This window comes from Acetatifactor sp. (assembly GCF_982438285.1).
This window is the reverse complement of sequence record NZ_CEWDFQ010000025.1, coordinates 1-16,488: the sequence shown is the minus strand read 5'-3', so window position 1 is coordinate 16,488 and position 16,488 is coordinate 1. Positions and strand designations below refer to the sequence as shown.

General features: G+C 48.3%; 18 protein-coding genes and 1 pseudogene. All 19 read right to left on the bottom strand.

Translation table 11 applies throughout. The annotated features are described in order from the left end of the window. Positions 1-515: cell division protein SepF (locus tag AC1WIP_RS02445; RefSeq protein ID WP_481140318.1), on the bottom strand; the 515-nt coding region annotated here is incomplete at its 3' end. Between the two features lie 21 nt (positions 516-536). Then, complete coding sequence (locus tag AC1WIP_RS02440) at positions 537-1,229, bottom strand: YggS family pyridoxal phosphate-dependent enzyme (RefSeq protein ID WP_481140317.1); 693 nt, start codon at positions 1,227-1,229, stop codon at positions 537-539. Positions 1,230-1,238: 9 nt separating this feature from the next. Continuing rightward, entirely contained in the window at positions 1,239-2,636 is a 1,398-nt protein-coding gene (locus AC1WIP_RS02435; RefSeq protein ID WP_481140316.1) for a biotin/lipoyl attachment domain-containing protein, read from the bottom strand. Positions 2,637-2,731: 95 nt separating this feature from the next. Beyond that, complete coding sequence (locus AC1WIP_RS02430; RefSeq protein ID WP_481140315.1) at positions 2,732-3,151, bottom strand: twitching motility protein PilT; 420 nt, start codon at positions 3,149-3,151, stop codon at positions 2,732-2,734. Positions 3,152-3,234: 83 nt separating this feature from the next. Further along, positions 3,235-4,194: a D-alanyl-D-alanine carboxypeptidase family protein gene (locus AC1WIP_RS02425; protein ID WP_481140314.1), complete on the bottom strand. Its 960-nt coding sequence runs from the start codon at positions 4,192-4,194 to the stop codon at positions 3,235-3,237. 13 nt (positions 4,195-4,207) lie between these two features. Continuing rightward, positions 4,208-4,603: a methylglyoxal synthase gene (gene mgsA, locus AC1WIP_RS02420; RefSeq protein WP_481140313.1), complete on the bottom strand. Its 396-nt coding sequence runs from the start codon at positions 4,601-4,603 to the stop codon at positions 4,208-4,210. Positions 4,604-4,605: 2 nt separating this feature from the next. After that, positions 4,606-5,727: an FtsW/RodA/SpoVE family cell cycle protein gene (locus AC1WIP_RS02415; protein ID WP_481140312.1), complete on the bottom strand. Its 1,122-nt coding sequence runs from the start codon at positions 5,725-5,727 to the stop codon at positions 4,606-4,608. A gap of 18 nt (positions 5,728-5,745) precedes the next feature. Next, positions 5,746-6,012 carry a cell division topological specificity factor MinE gene (gene minE / locus AC1WIP_RS02410; protein WP_318705160.1) on the bottom strand — a complete coding sequence of 89 codons (267 nt, stop codon included), beginning with the start codon at positions 6,010-6,012 and terminating at the stop codon, positions 5,746-5,748. A 14-nt stretch (positions 6,013-6,026) separates the two neighbouring features. Beyond that, positions 6,027-6,863: a septum site-determining protein MinD gene (minD, locus tag AC1WIP_RS02405; RefSeq protein WP_481140311.1), complete on the bottom strand. Its 837-nt coding sequence runs from the start codon at positions 6,861-6,863 to the stop codon at positions 6,027-6,029. Between the two features lie 49 nt (positions 6,864-6,912). Next, positions 6,913-7,584: a septum site-determining protein MinC gene (locus AC1WIP_RS02400; RefSeq protein ID WP_481140310.1), complete on the bottom strand. Its 672-nt coding sequence runs from the start codon at positions 7,582-7,584 to the stop codon at positions 6,913-6,915. A gap of 15 nt (positions 7,585-7,599) precedes the next feature. Beyond that, on the bottom strand, positions 7,600-10,491 hold the full coding sequence (locus AC1WIP_RS02395; protein WP_481140309.1) for a penicillin-binding transpeptidase domain-containing protein: 2,892 nt from the start codon (positions 10,489-10,491) through the stop codon (positions 7,600-7,602). After that, positions 10,484-11,008: a rod shape-determining protein MreD gene (mreD, locus tag AC1WIP_RS02390; protein WP_481140308.1), complete on the bottom strand. Its 525-nt coding sequence runs from the start codon at positions 11,006-11,008 to the stop codon at positions 10,484-10,486. Before mreD ends, AC1WIP_RS02395 begins: the two co-directional genes overlap by 8 nt. Positions 11,009-11,010: 2 nt before the next feature. Further along, positions 11,011-11,886, bottom strand: coding sequence for a rod shape-determining protein MreC (gene mreC / locus AC1WIP_RS02385; RefSeq protein WP_481140307.1), 876 nt, complete (start codon positions 11,884-11,886; stop codon positions 11,011-11,013). Beyond that, complete coding sequence (gene mreB, locus AC1WIP_RS02380) at positions 11,883-12,893, bottom strand: rod shape-determining protein (protein ID WP_318705165.1); 1,011 nt, start codon at positions 12,891-12,893, stop codon at positions 11,883-11,885. The genes mreC and mreB overlap by 4 nt, the downstream gene beginning before the upstream one ends. A gap of 26 nt (positions 12,894-12,919) precedes the next feature. Continuing rightward, complete coding sequence (radC, locus tag AC1WIP_RS02375) at positions 12,920-13,618, bottom strand: RadC family protein (RefSeq protein ID WP_318705166.1); 699 nt, start codon at positions 13,616-13,618, stop codon at positions 12,920-12,922. A 48-nt stretch (positions 13,619-13,666) separates the two neighbouring features. Beyond that, a complete protein-coding gene (locus tag AC1WIP_RS02370; protein WP_318705167.1) occupies positions 13,667-13,906 on the bottom strand; it encodes a DUF4321 domain-containing protein in 240 nt (79 codons plus the stop codon). Positions 13,907-13,976: 70 nt separating this feature from the next. Then, entirely contained in the window at positions 13,977-15,305 is a 1,329-nt protein-coding gene (locus tag AC1WIP_RS02365) for a methionine gamma-lyase family protein (protein WP_481140306.1), read from the bottom strand. Beyond that, the gene (gene miaA, locus AC1WIP_RS02360; protein WP_481140305.1) at positions 15,302-16,267 is read right to left on the bottom strand and encodes a tRNA (adenosine(37)-N6)-dimethylallyltransferase MiaA; all 966 of its coding nucleotides are present in this window, start codon (positions 16,265-16,267) and stop codon (positions 15,302-15,304) included. Before miaA ends, AC1WIP_RS02365 begins: the two co-directional genes overlap by 4 nt. 14 nt (positions 16,268-16,281) lie before the next feature. Then, positions 16,282-16,488 (bottom strand): annotated as a pseudogene (locus AC1WIP_RS02355) (DNA mismatch repair endonuclease MutL); the annotation flags it as partial.

Sequence of the window (16,488 nt, the reverse complement as noted above, 5' to 3'; positions counted from 1 at the left end):
TTATTGATGGGAGACTCAAAGGTTCCTCCGAAAATATCCTGAAAATCCCCCGAAACATCTACGCTTGCAGGCGTGATAATAAAAATATAATGGGAAATCTTCTGCAGATTACCCGATATTGCAAAGCAGGAGCCCGAAGTGAAGTCTATAATTCTCTGTGCAATGTCCACATCCAGCCCTTCCAGATTCAGCACTACGGTTCTGTTTGCCAGAAGCGTTTCCGTAATTTCCCGCGCATCCTCCACTGAGGTGGGTTTGATCACGCAAACCTCCATTCCGCTTGCATTCGGCATTCTTTTTGTCACGGACTGGCGTATGGGAGTCACCTTAGGCTGGGATGCCCTTCTGCTTCCCCTCTCCTCGTACTCCTCCGCATCCTTCGCCTTGGAAGAATTTGACTTTCTGGGCGCTGGAGCTACTTCTTCCTCATCTTCATCCAAATATTCATCATCATAGTAATCATCGTCTTCTTCGTTGATCTTCATGTAATTCAAAAACTTGTCCATTACACCCATTGTAATTACTCTCCTTTATTCCTAAACACTATAATCCCGTTCGCCGAAAATTCCGGTGCCTACTCTGATGTAAACGGCGCCCTCCTGCGCTGCAACCTGATAATCTCCTGTCATTCCCATGGAAAGAATATTCATAGAAACATTATCAATGTTTTTTTCCGCTATGTCAACAGACAATTGTTTCAATTTTCGAAAAAAACAGCGGTTTTCTTCTGCATTCTCCACAAAGGGAGCAACTGTCATAAGGCCTTTTATATGAACAGCCGGCAGTTTGGAAATCTCTTCCACAAGCGCCGGGGCATCCTTAGGAGAGACTCCAAATTTACTCTCCTCCTGGGCCATATTCACTTCGATGAGAATGTTGGCCTCTGTGTGCTTTTTCTGCGCTTCTCTGTTGATTTCCTCCGCCAGCCTGTAGGAATCCACACTATGAATCAGCCAGACCTTTCCCACAATATACTTTACCTTATTGCGCTGCAGATGTCCAATCATATGCCAGCGGATGTCCCCCGGAAGCTGCTCTATCTTGTCCACAAGCTCCTGCACCTTGTTTTCCCCGAAATCTCTTATTCCAGCTTCATAAGCCTCTCTCAGAAGAGAAACGGGCTTTGTCTTGCTGACCGCGATCAGCGTCACCTCTTTTTCGTCCCTTCCGGCCTCCTTACAAGCCTCCCTGACATTTTCCTTCACTTGTTTGATTCTGTCTGCAATCATAGCCTCTCCTTATTCATAGATAAATTGATCGTCGCTGACCGCCTCAGCGTCCAGTACAATGTAATCGTAAACATTCAGCCCATACCGGGTGTTGGCTTCCACAATGGAATATTCATCATTTTGGTACAATATATTAATCTGCTTAAAGTCAGCATATCCCTTGTTCATATTATAGACCCCAATCAGCGTAGCCCGCCTGCTCACCGTATAGGTCTCCTGGCTGTCCGTCTTGTGCAGCACATCGCCTGAATTCAGGATAGAAACATCCAGATAGTACTCCCCGGTATCACTGTCGTAATAATAGACCTCCGTCTCCACAAATTCACTGGATATGGTGCCGTCCTCCAGATAGCACTGCCTGATCACGCCGTCGCTTCCGTTATCGCCGCCCTGGGTCACATACTCCTCGGGGATCAGGAAAAATTCCTTCTCCACAATGGAGGAATTTGGAATCTTCAAGCCGGTTTCCTCATAGAAAATCAGCTCCACATCCAAAAAGCGGTCCGAGATAAAGGTAATCATGGAATTTGTAAAGGTCAGCTGCAGATAAGTATTGCCGTCCCCGTTATTCAAAAGCTTTACCTGCCCCCAGGATTCATACTGATTCTTAAGGAAACGCACCTTTACATAGCCCTCCTGCTCCAGCTGGGCGCCTCTGTCCGGCTCAATGGGAATCACAAGAGACCATGTCTCGCTGGTGGAAAGCTTGTACACCGGTGTACCAGCCTCGGAAAGCTCATTTCCAAGATACTGGGTCTTTTCATAATTTTTTTCGTCAAAAACCTCTTCCGTAACGGCATCTGCGGTCAGTCCCTCATACCCGTCTGTCCAATAGGCAACCACGCCTGTCTCAGGTGCATTGCAGAAATTGACAATATTGGCAATGCCCGAGGTGTCGCTTATGTCGTTTATGCCCTCCAGCATACTGGCATTGGCAAGCTTCAGCACCGTATTTTTCAAAGAATTTTTAAATTCATAAATACTCTCATAATTTTGGGGTTCAAAGCCGTGCATATAGCTTACAATCTCACTTCTAAATTCCGCCAGCTCCTTATCGCTCAGAGAATTTTCTCCAAGGCTTAAGTCCTCCAGGTATTCGTTCAGCCTCCCTGTCTCATCTATGGTATAAACCAGATCCCCTTTGGCTACCCTCTCGCCTTCTCTGGCATAATAATTTACATATCCTGCAGCCTCTGTGTTCACCACCGTCTCATTTCGCAATATCACGCCGCGGTAAAGATTATCCGTGGCCAAAGACCCCTCCTGCACCTCGTAGCGGACAATATGGGTGGTCTGGAAATACATGATAATACAGATTACCACATAGACGAACACTACGCCGAAAATAATCATTCCGATATTCAGATTCAAAGGCTTTCTATATTTTTTCACTTTGTTTTTTGCCAATTTTCGAGCCTCCACCTAACTTGGCAAAAGCCTCGGTATACATCCGAGGCTTTTCTTACGTTTTCACCTTTATTCAAATCCTATTACAGCATAAATTACAGGGAGATAATTACCTTTTCCTTTAGGCTCTCCGGAAGATCCGCCTCATCCAGAGAAATACTGAGTATAAAGTCCACGCCAAAGGTTTCGCTGATCTTTTCCAGCTTGGATACTGCAGCTGTGATATCTGCCGACTCCAGACAGGAAATTTTCAAAAAGCTGTCAAAATACATCTGCTGCAGATCGTGGTCCTGCGAAATGATTCCGCACACAAATCCGAGAAATTCACTATCATTTTCAACAAGGTATTCGGAGACGTTAATCAGCCGCACCTTATTGTTCAGCTCGTACATATGCTTGGTGCTTTTATCCAAATATACGATGCTGCCGGAAATATTTTTTACCTCACTATTCACTTTGTCCAATAAATGCTTTGTCTTGCCCTTGCCCTTCTTGCCTACAATTAACTGAACCATCGGTAACCCTCCTATTGTAAATTAGTGATAAGAAATTTTCTATCTGTTTCTATTATAGTTTATCTTATATCAAAAAACAACCTCTATTTGTTGATTTCGTCTAACAGATCAGCCATCTCCGCATACAGCACATCCCTGGCCTGGGCGCGCAGAATCACCGAGATATAAGGCGCTCCATTAACATCTCTGGACAGCAGAATCAGACAATGCCCCGCAGCATTGGTGGTTCCCGTTTTGCCTCCGATCACCGTCACATTGGCAGGCGTCTGATAGGTGCCCCGCAGAAAAAGATTACTGGTTTCAAAGGAAATCTCCTTCGCCTCTCCCTCCTGGTCATAATAAACTGTCTGATAGCTGGTCATATGTATGATCTCGTTAAAAGATTCATATTTCACAGCCTCGTTGAAGATCAAATACAGGTCATAGGCTGTGGTGTAATGACTGTCATCAGAAAGACCATGGGGATTTGCAAAATGAGTGTTTGTGGCTCCCAGACGCAGCGCCTCCTCATTCATCATTTCCACAAAGCGTTCCACCGAGCCGCCGATATTTTCCGCAATCATCATAGCCACATCATTGGCAGAATACATCAGGAGAATATGCAGAGCCTGATCCAGGGTCATGGTATCCCCGCTTTTCACACCGCACAGCTGGGCTCCGGATTCCGTAATATTCACAGCAGAGGAAGCTGTAAGCACTTGATCCAGGGAACCGTTCTGCAAGGCCACAAGAGCCGTCATCACCTTTGTCAGACTGGCCGGATACAGACGTTCATGGGCATTCTTGGCATAGAGCACCTCCTTGTTGTTCACATCAAGGAGCACAGCTGCCTGGGCCTGGGACATATCCACAGACGCGTCATCCATGACGTCCCCCGTGACCACACACAGATCCTCCGCAAAGGAAGCCGCTGTCTGAGCGCTCTGTCCGCCGGCCAGCACATTAAAGCTGCTCACCTGGGAATCCACACTGTAAGGCATATCGAAGGATGTCCCGGAGCAGCCTGCCAGGGAAAGAACGGCAGCCAGCAGAATCCAAGCCAAAATTATGCGCTTCTTACTTGTACATTTCACGCCACTCTAAGTCTCCTCTGTCCAGGGATTTGATCAGCAGTTCCGCCGTTGCAAGATTGGTAGCCAGCGGAATATTGTGCATATCACAAAGCTTCACCACATTGTTTACGTCCGGTTCATGGGACTTGGGTGTCAAAGGGTCCCGCAGAAAAATCACAAGATCAATCTCATTGTGCTCAATCTGCGCTCCAATCTGCTGCTCTCCCCCCAGATGCCCAGCAAGGTATTTGTGTATGCTTAAATTGGTAACCTCCTCTATCAGCCTTCCCGTTGTACCTGTGGCGTACAGATCGTTTTTGCTGAGAATCCCCCGATACGCGATACAGAAATTCTGCATCAGTTTCTTTTTTGCGTCATGTGCAATCAAAGCAATGTTCATATTTATACCCTCTCTCTATTTGATTTTTTCGCCTGAAGCCTTACGTTCAATACAAACCCCATTCCTATGAACAGGCTCATCAGCGAAGTCAGACCATAACTGATAAACGGAAGCGGCAGTCCTGTGTTGGGAAGCAGAAAGGTTGCCACTCCAATATTAAAAAAGCTCTGAAAGGCCACAAGCCCCCCCATTCCCGCTGCAATAATGGTTCCTGCCGTATCCTTGGCCTTTCTGGCGATGGATATGCACTCTAAAGCCACCAAAAACAGCAGAGCAATCACAACCACACAGCCCTTAAAGCCAAACTCCTCACCGATCACCGCAAAGATAAAATCCGTCTCTGCCTCTGATATAAAATTACCGTTTTTTACCGATGTGATCTCATTGTTTTTATAGCCCTTTCCATCCAGCTGTCCCGATCCGATTGCCATCACAGAATTTAACTGCTGGTAGGCCTCCTCACTGGCATATTCCTCCGGATTGATAAAGGCAAGGATTCTGGTTCTCTGATAGTCCTCGAGCACGGAGTTGTCCGGCTGCAGCGCAAGGGAAATCACAATAGCCACAGCCGGAATAATCACTGCAAGCACCCCCAGCACCAGCTTCCAGCTGATGCCCCCGGCAAACATAATCACACAAAATACAACGATCAGGACAATGCTGGTGGACAGCGCAGGCTGCTCCTTTACCATATACCAGGGCACCGCAATCAACGCAGCGCAGGCCGCGATCATTTTAAAGCTATTTAACTTCTCCTTGTATTTCATAATAAACTGTGCAAAGAATAAAATCAATAAAATTTTCGCAGTTTCCGACGGCTGAAAGCGAAGCCCCCCTATTTCCAGCCACCGCTGGGCGCCGTTGGCATCGTCTCCCATAATCATTACCAGTCCAAGCAGCGCAATATTCCCAAAATACATCAGCCAGTTTAACCGAAGTATCACGGAGTAGTTGCAGAAGGAAATAACGATCATGGCTGCTACCCCCGCTGCCACTCCTGCAAGCTGCCTTGTCTGAAGGGATTCCTCCGCGCTTCCGATGGCCATGACGCCGATGGCCGAAAGAGCCACCAGCATCAATATCAGCTTAAAATCATAATCGCGTATCCTGTAATTTTTGAACATAGCTTCCTTTCTGTTTTTCTACTGCTTATGCAGATCAAGAATGGGGATATTTGCATACAGGGTAGGCGTTTTCATTCCTCTCCCGTTCTTGCTCCCCTTGGCGTTTATCTGGATCTCCATATTGGCAGAATCTATCTTCATGTACTTTGATATCACCTTTGCAATATCTGTTTTTATCAGCTCCATCATTTCCGGCGAGCAATTTACACGGTCAGAAATCAGCAAAATCTTCAATCTGTCCTTGGCAACCTGGCAGGAGCTTTTCTTGCGAAAAAAATGCTTCATAACATCATTCCTCCTTATGCTCTATGAAAAATGCCCGTTACCCTCGTCCAAAATGAAATTCCCTTGTCAAAATTTAAGAAGGGTACCTCCTTCCCCTCCACGCGCAGCACCACATTGGCATAGGCCCTTCCCGCAGGCGTATCGTTGCCCACCAAGGGCTCCCCCTGATTGGTGGCCACCACCACATTTTCATCATCAGGGATAATTCCAATCAATGGAATTGCCAGAATATCCACTACATCGGAGGCAGACATCATATCCCCTCTTTTCACCATATCCATGCGCAGCCTGTTGATGATCAAATCCATCTGTTTAAACCCATTGGCCTCCAAAAGCCCTATGATTCTGTCTGCATCGCGGATGGCAGAAACCTCAGGCGTTGTGACCACAAGGGCCCTGTCCGCGCCGGCAATAGCGTTCTGAAACCCCTGCTCTATCCCCGCAGGGCAGTCCAGAATAATGTAATCAAACTGCTCCCGCAGATGATCAATCACCTTAACCATCTGCCCCGGCGACACAGCCGACTTGTCCCTGGTCTGCGCAGAGGGCATCAGATACAGTCCCGGATGACGCTTGTCCCGGATCAGGGCCTGCTTTACCCGGCAGTTTCCCTCCACTACATCCACAAGATTGTATACAATCCTGTTCTCCAATCCCATCACAACATCCAGATTGCGCAGTCCGATATCAGTATCGATCAGACATACTTTTTTGCCCAGCTTTGCAAGACCGGTTCCTACATTTGCAGATGTGGTGGTTTTCCCCACACCGCCTTTTCCTGAAGTGACGACAATTACCTCGGAGCCCCTTTCCTCCGAACGCTTTTCTTTCGCAGAAAAATTGTTTTCCATACTGCAAATCCTCCTGTTTAGAATATGTCGTCCCCTGGACTGTAAAAGCCTAAATTGAGTCCAGTAATTCTTTGGTAAGCGGTTCAAAAACAATCTTCCGGTTCTTCACATATGCAATTTTCGGCTGTACCTTCGGGCGAATGCCCCATTTTGACTGTCTGGTATTTGACTTATATTTGAAATCGCCGACTTTTAATCTTTCCGGCTCCATTTCAAGCGCTACTACATAAGCGTTTTCCTGCCCGTTTCCCCCTGCATAGGCTTCTCCGTACAATCCCCCCAGAATAATGATATTTCTGGCGGAAATCACGGCGCTCCCCGGGTACACATCCCCCAGGATCACAATGCTGTTTTCGGTCTCCAAAACCTCCCTGTTCTTTAAGGTTCCCTTGTAAAACTGGCCCTCGTCCCCTCCGGTCAGCTTTTTTTCCACATGCTGGAGGGCCTTGATAAACTTTTTGTTGGTGGCCTCGTCCTTCCCTACAATGCAGACCACATTGACGCTGCTGGATTTCCTTATGGTCTCCAGCACCAGAATCTCCTGGGCCGGCGAAAGCGCCCTTCCCTCCATGGAAAGGACCACGCTGGCCGTGCCGAAAAAATTTCTGGCCTCAGAAAACTTAAAGGCAAGCTCTTCCAAAATATCGTCAAAATCCGTCTCCTCATCCATGTGGAGAGTGATTCCGTTTGGAAAGCTTTTAATAATCACCTTGTCCTTCAATCCTTCTCACTCCTGTTACATTTCATTGGAAATACCGCCGTCCGGCGCATCCGCCGTACCGGTAATCAGATCCTCCTCTTCGGCAAGCCCGTAGTAATATTTGATAATATCCCGGGTAGCCTGGGCCGCATAGTCTGAGGAATAGCCATAGGGAATTCTGGTGGTGATGGCAATTTCCGGACTTTCATAGGGCGCAAAGCAGACAAAAAGCGCATGATTGGGTCTGGTTTTGGTCTGCTCCGCCGTACCCGTCTTTCCGGCTACATTCACTGCCAGATCGCCAAAATAGCTCTTGTTCTCCACCACCTGACGCATGCCTGAATGAACGCTGTTCCAATAGTCCTGCGATAAGTCCACGGTGTTTCTCACCTCAGGCTCATATTCCACTAACACATTGCCCTGAGAATCCGCAACCTTGTCAAGGAGGGTCAGCTCAAAGCAGGTACCCCGATTGGCAACTGTGGTCACATATCTGGCCAGCCCAACCGTAGTAAAGCTGTTGCTTCCCTGTCCAATGGCAGAACGGACCGGGTCCGTATCCGACACATTGGGGGAGGCTTCTGTAATTTCCACTCCCGATTTTTCCGTGAGTCCAAACAGATCGGCATATTGGTAAAGGGTATCCAGACCTTCGGTCTCGTTGTACACGCCTGACCTGGTGGAAAGCATATACCCTATATTGTAAAAGAAATAGTTGCAGGAATCCCGTATTGCAGTCACCAGCGTTTCATTTCCGTGGCCGGACCGCCTCCAGCATCTGGGGGACGGGGTGATGGCAGTAAAGGTTCCCACGCAGTTTACTCTGTCATTTATATCCACCACACCCTCCGTAAGTCCGGCAGCCGCAGTCACCATTTTAAAGGTGGAGCCGGGAGCCATAGGGGACTGGGTGGCATGGTTTAACTGAGAGCTTGCCTTGTCCGTCTGCAGCCATGCGTAATATTCCGCATCAATGGAATTGGCCATTTTATTGTTGTCAATTCCAGGATAAGATACCATGGCCAGCACATCTCCCGTATTCACGTCCGTGACCACCACGGAGGCGTTGCAGGGATCCAGCGCCAGCTGCCCAGGCGTCACGTCCAGATTGTCAACGCGGTTTTTCATAAACTGGTAAGCCGTCATGGAACCGTTATAGAGGGCTTCCTCGTCCTCCACAGGAACCTCCACGGCATTCTGCTCGCAGAGAATCATGCACACGTCTCTGCCGCTTATCACATCGTTTAACAGCATATATTTGTAGAAGCGTCTCTGAAACTCACTGTTTTTGTCAATCATTTCAATGATATAAGACACCAGCTTGTCAAAAATTTCAGCAGAATCGGAATATTGATCGTCCAGCTCCAGCTTGCTTACATCGATCCAGTTTTGAGCGATACAATATTTCAAATATTCGTTCAGACTGATGACCTCATCCACTGCCCAGGCAATCTGGGTGGAATCCTGGGAATCCACAGCCTCAGTCATGATCACGCCGTTTCTGTTTAAAAGCTGTACAATATTGCTCTGATATACCTGATATTCCGTGGAAAGCTGGTTGTAGGGCGTAATTCCTTCCGTCAGCTCATAGCGCAGCTCATCGTAAACGGACTGTCTGTAAGCAAGGAATTTATCGTAAACCTCCGCCTCCTTTTCTCCGGCGTCTGCCTGGGAAAAGCGTTTTACATCGATAATCTGGTTGTCAATCAGCGCAAAATACACGTCATAAATGGGAATTACAATGTCGGAGCTGTCCGAATTTTCTCCAGCCACATAGGTCTTGGCATTGACGATCTTGCTGGAGAGAAGTCCCGCCATTTTCTGCTCCACAATATTGTAAACAGCCTCGGTCAGTTCCTTGTCTATGGTCAGATAAACATCGTTTCCCGACTGAGGCTCCACCCGCTCCACAATGTTCATCACCTTTCCGGTATTGTCCACAATGACCCGCTCAAAGCCCTTTGTCCCCTGCAGAGTGGTCTCCATATAGGCTTCAATGCCGCTCTTTCCCACCACATCGTTTATGCTGTAGGTATTTGCGCTTCCTCCTGCGGCTGCAGCCTCCTCATTCAGTTCGGTCAGCTCCTCAGAGGAAATTTTTCCGGTATACCCCAGCACATGGGCAAAATACTGGCTGTCCACATAGCGCCGTACCGTATCCTCCTCTATAGTGACTCCCGGCAGAGAATCTGAATTTTCCTTGATCACGGCCACCGTCTCTTCACTGACGTTGGAAGCCACCGTGGTGCCAATATATTTCTGAAAGGAGGTCAGGCTCATGGCATAACGGATGGTTACCATCTTAAGCCATTCCTCCCTGGTATATCCCTTCCCGGGTACAAAATCCGTGCTGGAATCCCCTTCTTTCTCATACTCCCCAATGGCAAAGCCGCTGCCCGTATTGCGGCTTAAATATTCCATAATCTCCTGTGCCGTTGAGGTGCGCTCGTCCTCCTTCAGCTTATCTATGGTGGTATACCCATAGACGTCTGCCAGAAAGCGAAGCAGGCTGGTCCCCTCCACCGTATAGGCGAAATCTCCGTTTTCATCCAGGATAATCCTGAAATCCGTGATCACGCTGTCGCCGTTTTTCTCAATCATCTGAATCAGCCTGTACACCGTTTCATTTAAGTTCCGGTTTTTGCTCCGGCCTGATTCAAACACATCTTCAATTTTCACGGAATAAGCCAGCTCATTCTCCGCTAAGAGCTCTCCGTTCCTGTCAAAAATCCGCCCTCTCGTGCTGGGAATATCCCTGGTTTTCTCCGTCTGGAGAATAAAATCATTCAAATACTCTTCCCCATGCACGATCTGCAGATCAAAGCAGCGATACATGAGAATTCCCGCCAGCACGCAGAACACCACAGTCAAAATCGTCAAACGGCTGGTTATGATGCTGATGATATGTTCCTTTAACTCGTCAAACAAATTTCTGTGCGCTCCTTCTTTCAATTGCTTCCAGCTTTTCGTTTACCTTTAAAATAACAGGATACAAAAACAGGGTGACCACAATGGTGTACAACGCTTCCGGCAGTATCACCCTTGTGAAATAATACAAAAAATGAAAACGCCCCCTCAGCAGAAACATAAGAACATAACACACAATTCCATAAGATAGATCGCTTACCACAATCAGCGCCATGGGAAGCTTAATATCCTCCGGATAGAAAATCCGGCTGAATTTTCCATTCATATAACCTATATACATGAGAATCAGGGCGTAAAACCCCAAAAAGCTTCCAAAAAACACATCGCTCAAAAGTCCGCAGAAAAATCCGATGATCAGCCCTTCCTTTTCCCCTCTCATAAAGCCGAAGGATGCAGTGAGAATAATCATCAGATTGGGGATAATTCCTGCAAAGGATAAGCTGTCAAACACACTGCACTGCAGCACAAAGCAAACGATAATGAATAATGTCACAATTACTTTTCTGAGTATCCGCATCACTATCCCTCTTCCGGTACCTGCTGCTTCAAATCTGTAATGACCAAAACCTCTCCCAGATGCTCAAAGTCTACCGCCGGCGTTATGTAGCCTGATTTTGTCAGATTGTTGGAGTCACTGTTTATGGTATTGATATAGCCAATCAAAATATTCGGCAGATATTTGTCGCTGATATCCGAGGTCACAACCTTGTCGCCCTCCACCACTGCATTCTGGCTGTCCACCAGCATGCTGTAGGTGATGACGCCATCCGCCATCAGCTGCAGGTCTCCTGACACAACCAGATTATCCTCAGTGGCCAGCGTCTTGGCGCTCACATTGCTGTTATCGGAGATAATGGAGGTAACTCTGGCCCAGTTAGGTCCCACAGAGGTAATAATCCCCACCAGGCCGCCTCCTGCGATCACATTCATGTCCACAGACAGACCGTCCTGGGTTCCCTTGTCTATAATAAAGGAGGAGTACCAGTTGCCGGAATCCCTGCTGATAATCCTGGCTCCCACCTTGCTGTACTCTCCATACTGTTCATCCAGGGAAAGAAGCTCTCTGAGATTGTTCAGCTCATACCGGTCCTGCTGCAGGAGCGTATTCTCCTCGGTAAGGGCCGCCACCTCTTCCCTGAGCCTTTCGTTTTCCTCTAACAGCGACCTGATCTGCACAAGCTCCTGGGAGCGGCTTGAAAGCCAGCCTCCCACCTGGCTGATCCCCTGCTGAAAGGGTACGATCACATATCCGAAAACTGTGTTGAAGGGCCGGTTAAAGGTATCCGTTCCAAAGGTGATCAACATCATGGCCGTGCAGAAAAAGGTTAAAATAAAGAGAAGATATTTACTCGGTATCGTAAATTTCTCCCCTTTTCTTTTTATGATTGGGCTCATTTACTCATCCCTTCAATCGCATAAGCTACTGATTTATAGTTGTCATCCTTAATGATCTTCGCAAGTCCCATAGCCACACTGGTAAGTGGATTTTCCGCTGTATTTACTCTCAGCCCTGTTCCTGCCGCAAGCCGCTGTGACAAGTGGTTTACCTGAGAAGCCCCTCCTGTAAGATAAATGCCATGTCTGTAAATATCTGCCGCAAGCTCCGGCGGCGTCCGTTCCAAAATCACCTTTACATTGTCGATAATGGTGTTAAAATGCTCCTCTAAGGATTCGTCCACCAGCTTTGTGGGAATCTCCCTTTCCACCGGAAGGCCTGTCACGATGTCCCGCCCGTAAACCACAGCGCCTCTTTCCTCTTTTTCCAAATCCCGCAGGGCAATCTTTACGGTTTCCGCCGTTTTCCCGCCGATGATCAGGCTGAATTCCCGTCGCACCGACGCCCGGATAGCCTCGTCGAATTTCAGTCCCCCCACCTTGATCAGGCGGCTCAGCACAATGCCGCCCAGGGAAAGAATGGAAATCTCCGTGGTCTCATAGCCTACGTTCACCACCAAAACCCCCTGGGAATTTTTTACATCTATATCCAGTCCAAGGCCATCTGCAACAGCCTTTTCCACCACCATAATTTTTTTCGCCTTCACGTTGGCATCCTTGATCAGATCATAAAAGGCCCTCTTTTCCACCTCCGTCACATCGGTGGGCACGGCGATAAAAAAGTCTGCCGGTTTGGTGCTCCCCTTCTGCAGATCTCCGATAAAATATTTTACCAGAGTCTCCATGTTTTTGATATCCGCGATGACGCCGTTGGAAAGCGGATAAGAAATATGAATATTTCCCGGCGCCTTCTCATACATTTCAAATGCAGAATCTCCGTAGGCAAAGAGTGTGTTCTTATTTTCGATGGCAATCATGTTCTTTTCCACCATAATATTGTCATCGTTTCTGCTGTAAATTTTGATATTATTGGTACCTAAGTCGATACCGAATGCGTTGTTTGCCAAAATGACAACCCCTTTCTGAAGTGATGCTACAGGTAAGCCTCCTCTTTAAAGCTAGTATACCTGTTATCACCGATAATAATGTGATCCAGCAGCGAAATGTCCAGCTTATCTCCCAGTTCCTGCACATTCCGGGTGATTTCCAGATCCGCCCTGCTTGGGGACGGATCGCCGCTGGGATGATTATGCACCAGCAAAATGTGGACCGCCCTGCTGTTTAAGGCTTCCAGAAAAATTTCCCTGGGGGAAATCAGCGACATCCTCACGCTTCCCTCCGAAAGCTTCCTTTCTCCGATCAGCTGCCCCTTGGCGTCCAGGCACACCAAAATGACGCATTCTGTTTCCCTGTGTCTGAGCCTTTCCATAAAATACCGGGCGACGGCAGCGGAATCATGAAAACAGATTCCCTGGGCGGCTGTTGCGGTACTGATGCGCATGGAAAGCTCTGTGAGACATTTCAGCTTAATGGCCTTAACCTCTCCGATGCCCTTAATGGACTTCAGCTCATTTAAAGTCACGTCATAGAGGCCAAGCAGCCCCTCCCTGGGATATCTGGCCAGCTCCAAAACCTTTCCGGCCAGCTGCAGCGCGTTTTGCTCCCTGGTGCCCGTGCGTATGATGATAGCAAGCAGCTCCCGCTCCGTAAGGCTTTCCGGACCAAACCGCAGAAATTTTTCATAGGGAAGGTCCTGATTTTTCTCTCTGTTTTTTACTTTTCGTTTCTCCATACATCTCCTTTTGCCTTCTCCGATGTACAGACAAAACCTGAGGATACTTTAACGGATAAAACGGTAAATCACCAGGGAGATCACCACTCCAATTACACTGGCTATGGTGATTTGAATCTTCAGCCCGAAGGTGAGCAGTATAAACCCTAAATCCAGCTCAATGGGCGTGTTCAGCCCAAAGGATTTCCCGTAATTTAAAAAGCTTCCGTCAAAATAGGTTCCGATAAATCCGCCGATCACAAATCCGATCAGCACAAGGATCACCAGCACCCAGTTTACTCTCTTCAAGATTTTTCCTCCTCATACGTCTTTATATACTACCATAAAATCTGGCGTCTGTATATAAAATTCATAGATTTTATTTTTTGGTTTTTCTACATTTTTCCATGGCTTCTGCTATTTTTTCCTCAGAGACAATCCCCTTTCTAAGCAGCGCCTCCAAGGACTTCAGGATGCCGAATTTTGCGTGCTGCCAGGTCAATCCTCCCTGAAAATACACGGCATAAGGAGGCTTTAAGGGGCCATCTGCCGACAGCTCAATGGAGGAGCCGGACACAAAGGCGCCCGCTGCCATAATCACCTGTGCATCGTAGCCAGGCATATCCCAGGGCTCCGGAACCACATGACTGTCCACAGGGGCTGCAGCCTGAATTCCCTGGCAGAAGGCCGTCACCGCCTGGGGTGTGCCGAAGGTCACCGCCTGAATGATGTCATACCTGTCCTCACTGCCGTCTGGCGCCACGTCAAAGCCAAGCTTTTCATAAATATTGGCGGCAAACACGGCCCCCTTTAAGGCGCCCGCCGTCACCACCGGGGCCAGGAAAAAGCCCTGGTAAAAATTGCTCAAAATGCCCAGGGAAGCCCCCACCTCTTTCCCCAGCCCCGGGGAGGTAAGACGGTACGCGGCATTTTCCACGCATTCCTTCGTTCCAGCAATATAACCGCCGATGGGAGCAAGTCCTCCCCCCGGATTTTTGATCAGGGAGCCCACCACCATATCCGCTCCCACATCGGAGGGCTCTCTTGTCTCCACAAACTCGCCGTAGCAGTTATCCACCATGCAGATCACATCCGGCTTTATGCCTTTTATAAAGGCGATCAGCTCACCAATCCGCTCTACGGACAGGGTGGGACGGGTCTGATAGCCCTTGGACCGCTGAATGGCTGCAAGCCTTGTCCTCTCATTGATTCCACGGCGGATGGCTTCATAGTCGAAGCTTCCGTCCGGCAGAAGATCCACCTGTCTGTAGGTAATCCCATATTCTGCAAGGGAGCCTCTGGATGGCCTTATGCCTATGACCTCCTCCAGGGTGTCATAGGGCTTTCCCACAGGGGAGAGCAGTTCATCCCCCGGTCTTAAATTGCTCATTAAGGCCAGCGCCAGGGCATGGGTGCCGCAGGTAATCTGAGGCCGCACCAGCGCGTCCTGTGTGTGGAAAACTCCTGCATAAACCTTCTCCAGGGTATCCCTTCCCAGATCGTTATAGCCATAGCCCGTGGCGCCCAAAAGACAGGCCTCGCTGACCTGATTTTCCTGCATGGCCCTAAGCACCTTCAGCTGATTATATTCTGCAGTGCGGTCTATCTGCGCAAAACGGTCCAAAAGTCCTTCGAGTACGGCATTTCCATAGGCAAGCACCTCTTTTCCGATGCCCATGGCCCCGTACAGCTTATCCATATCGCTCATGGCTTCTCCTCATTTTCGTAAATATTTTTTTCTGCCAGCTTTTCAAGCATAAACTCCAGTATTTTTTCATCATCATATAAAAAGCGGTCCTTGTCAACCCATATTACATCCTTCTCTCGGCGGAACCATGTGAGCTGCCTTTTTGCAAAATGCCTGGTGTCACGCTTTAAAAGCCGTACAGCCTCCTCTAAGGATATCTCCCCATCCAGATAAGAGAGGATTTCCTTATAGCCAAGCCCCTGCATGGACACCATTCCCCGATGGCAGCCCATTTGCTTAAGCTTTTTTACTTCCTCAACAAGCCCATCCTGAAGCATCTCATCCACCCGTTTTTCAATGCGCCCGTACAGGCGCTCCCGCTTGTCGCTTAACACAAAATAGCAGGCGCGGTACGCGTCCTCCTTAAGTCTTTCCTTCTGATTGTGGTCAGAAATGCGCTGTCCGGTGAGCTGGTAGAATTCCAGGGCCCGTATCATACGCTTTTTGTTGTTGGCATGTATGGCCTGGGCCGAGGGCGCATCCACCCGCTCAAGCAGCTCGTGAAGGTACGCCGTTCCCTTTTCCTCTGCCAGCGCCTCCAGCTCTTCCCGGATGCGGGTATTTTCCTCATTCTCTGTAAAATCAATATCTCTAAGCAGCGCCTGAATATAAAAGCCCGTTCCTCCTGTGACAATGGGGATATGTCCTCTTTCATAAATTCCCTTAAGACATGCTTCACATTTCTGTTTAAAGATCACCACGTTAAATTCTTCCCAGGGCTCCAAAATATCAATCATGTGATGGGGAACCCCCTCCATCTGATCCTGCATGATCTTGGCGGAGCCAATATCCATATGCCTGTATACCTGCATGGAATCTGCGGAAATAATTTCTCCCTTCACCCTTTTTGCAAGCTTCAGGGAAAGAGTGGTCTTTCCCACCGCCGTAGGCCCCGCAAGCACGATCATGGGCGGTTTTGTCATGACTTTTCTGCCTCCTATACAATTCGCTTGAATTTTCTTTCCATCTCCGTTTTGCTGATCGAAATAATGGTAGGCCGTCCGTGGGGACAGTGATAGGGATTTTCCAAGGTGAGCAGTTCGTCGATCAGCGCCTGCGCCTCTCTTTGACTTAAGGGGCTGTTTCCCTTCACCGCCGCCTTACAGGACATGGAGGCGATTTTTTCTTCCACAGCCTTCAGGCT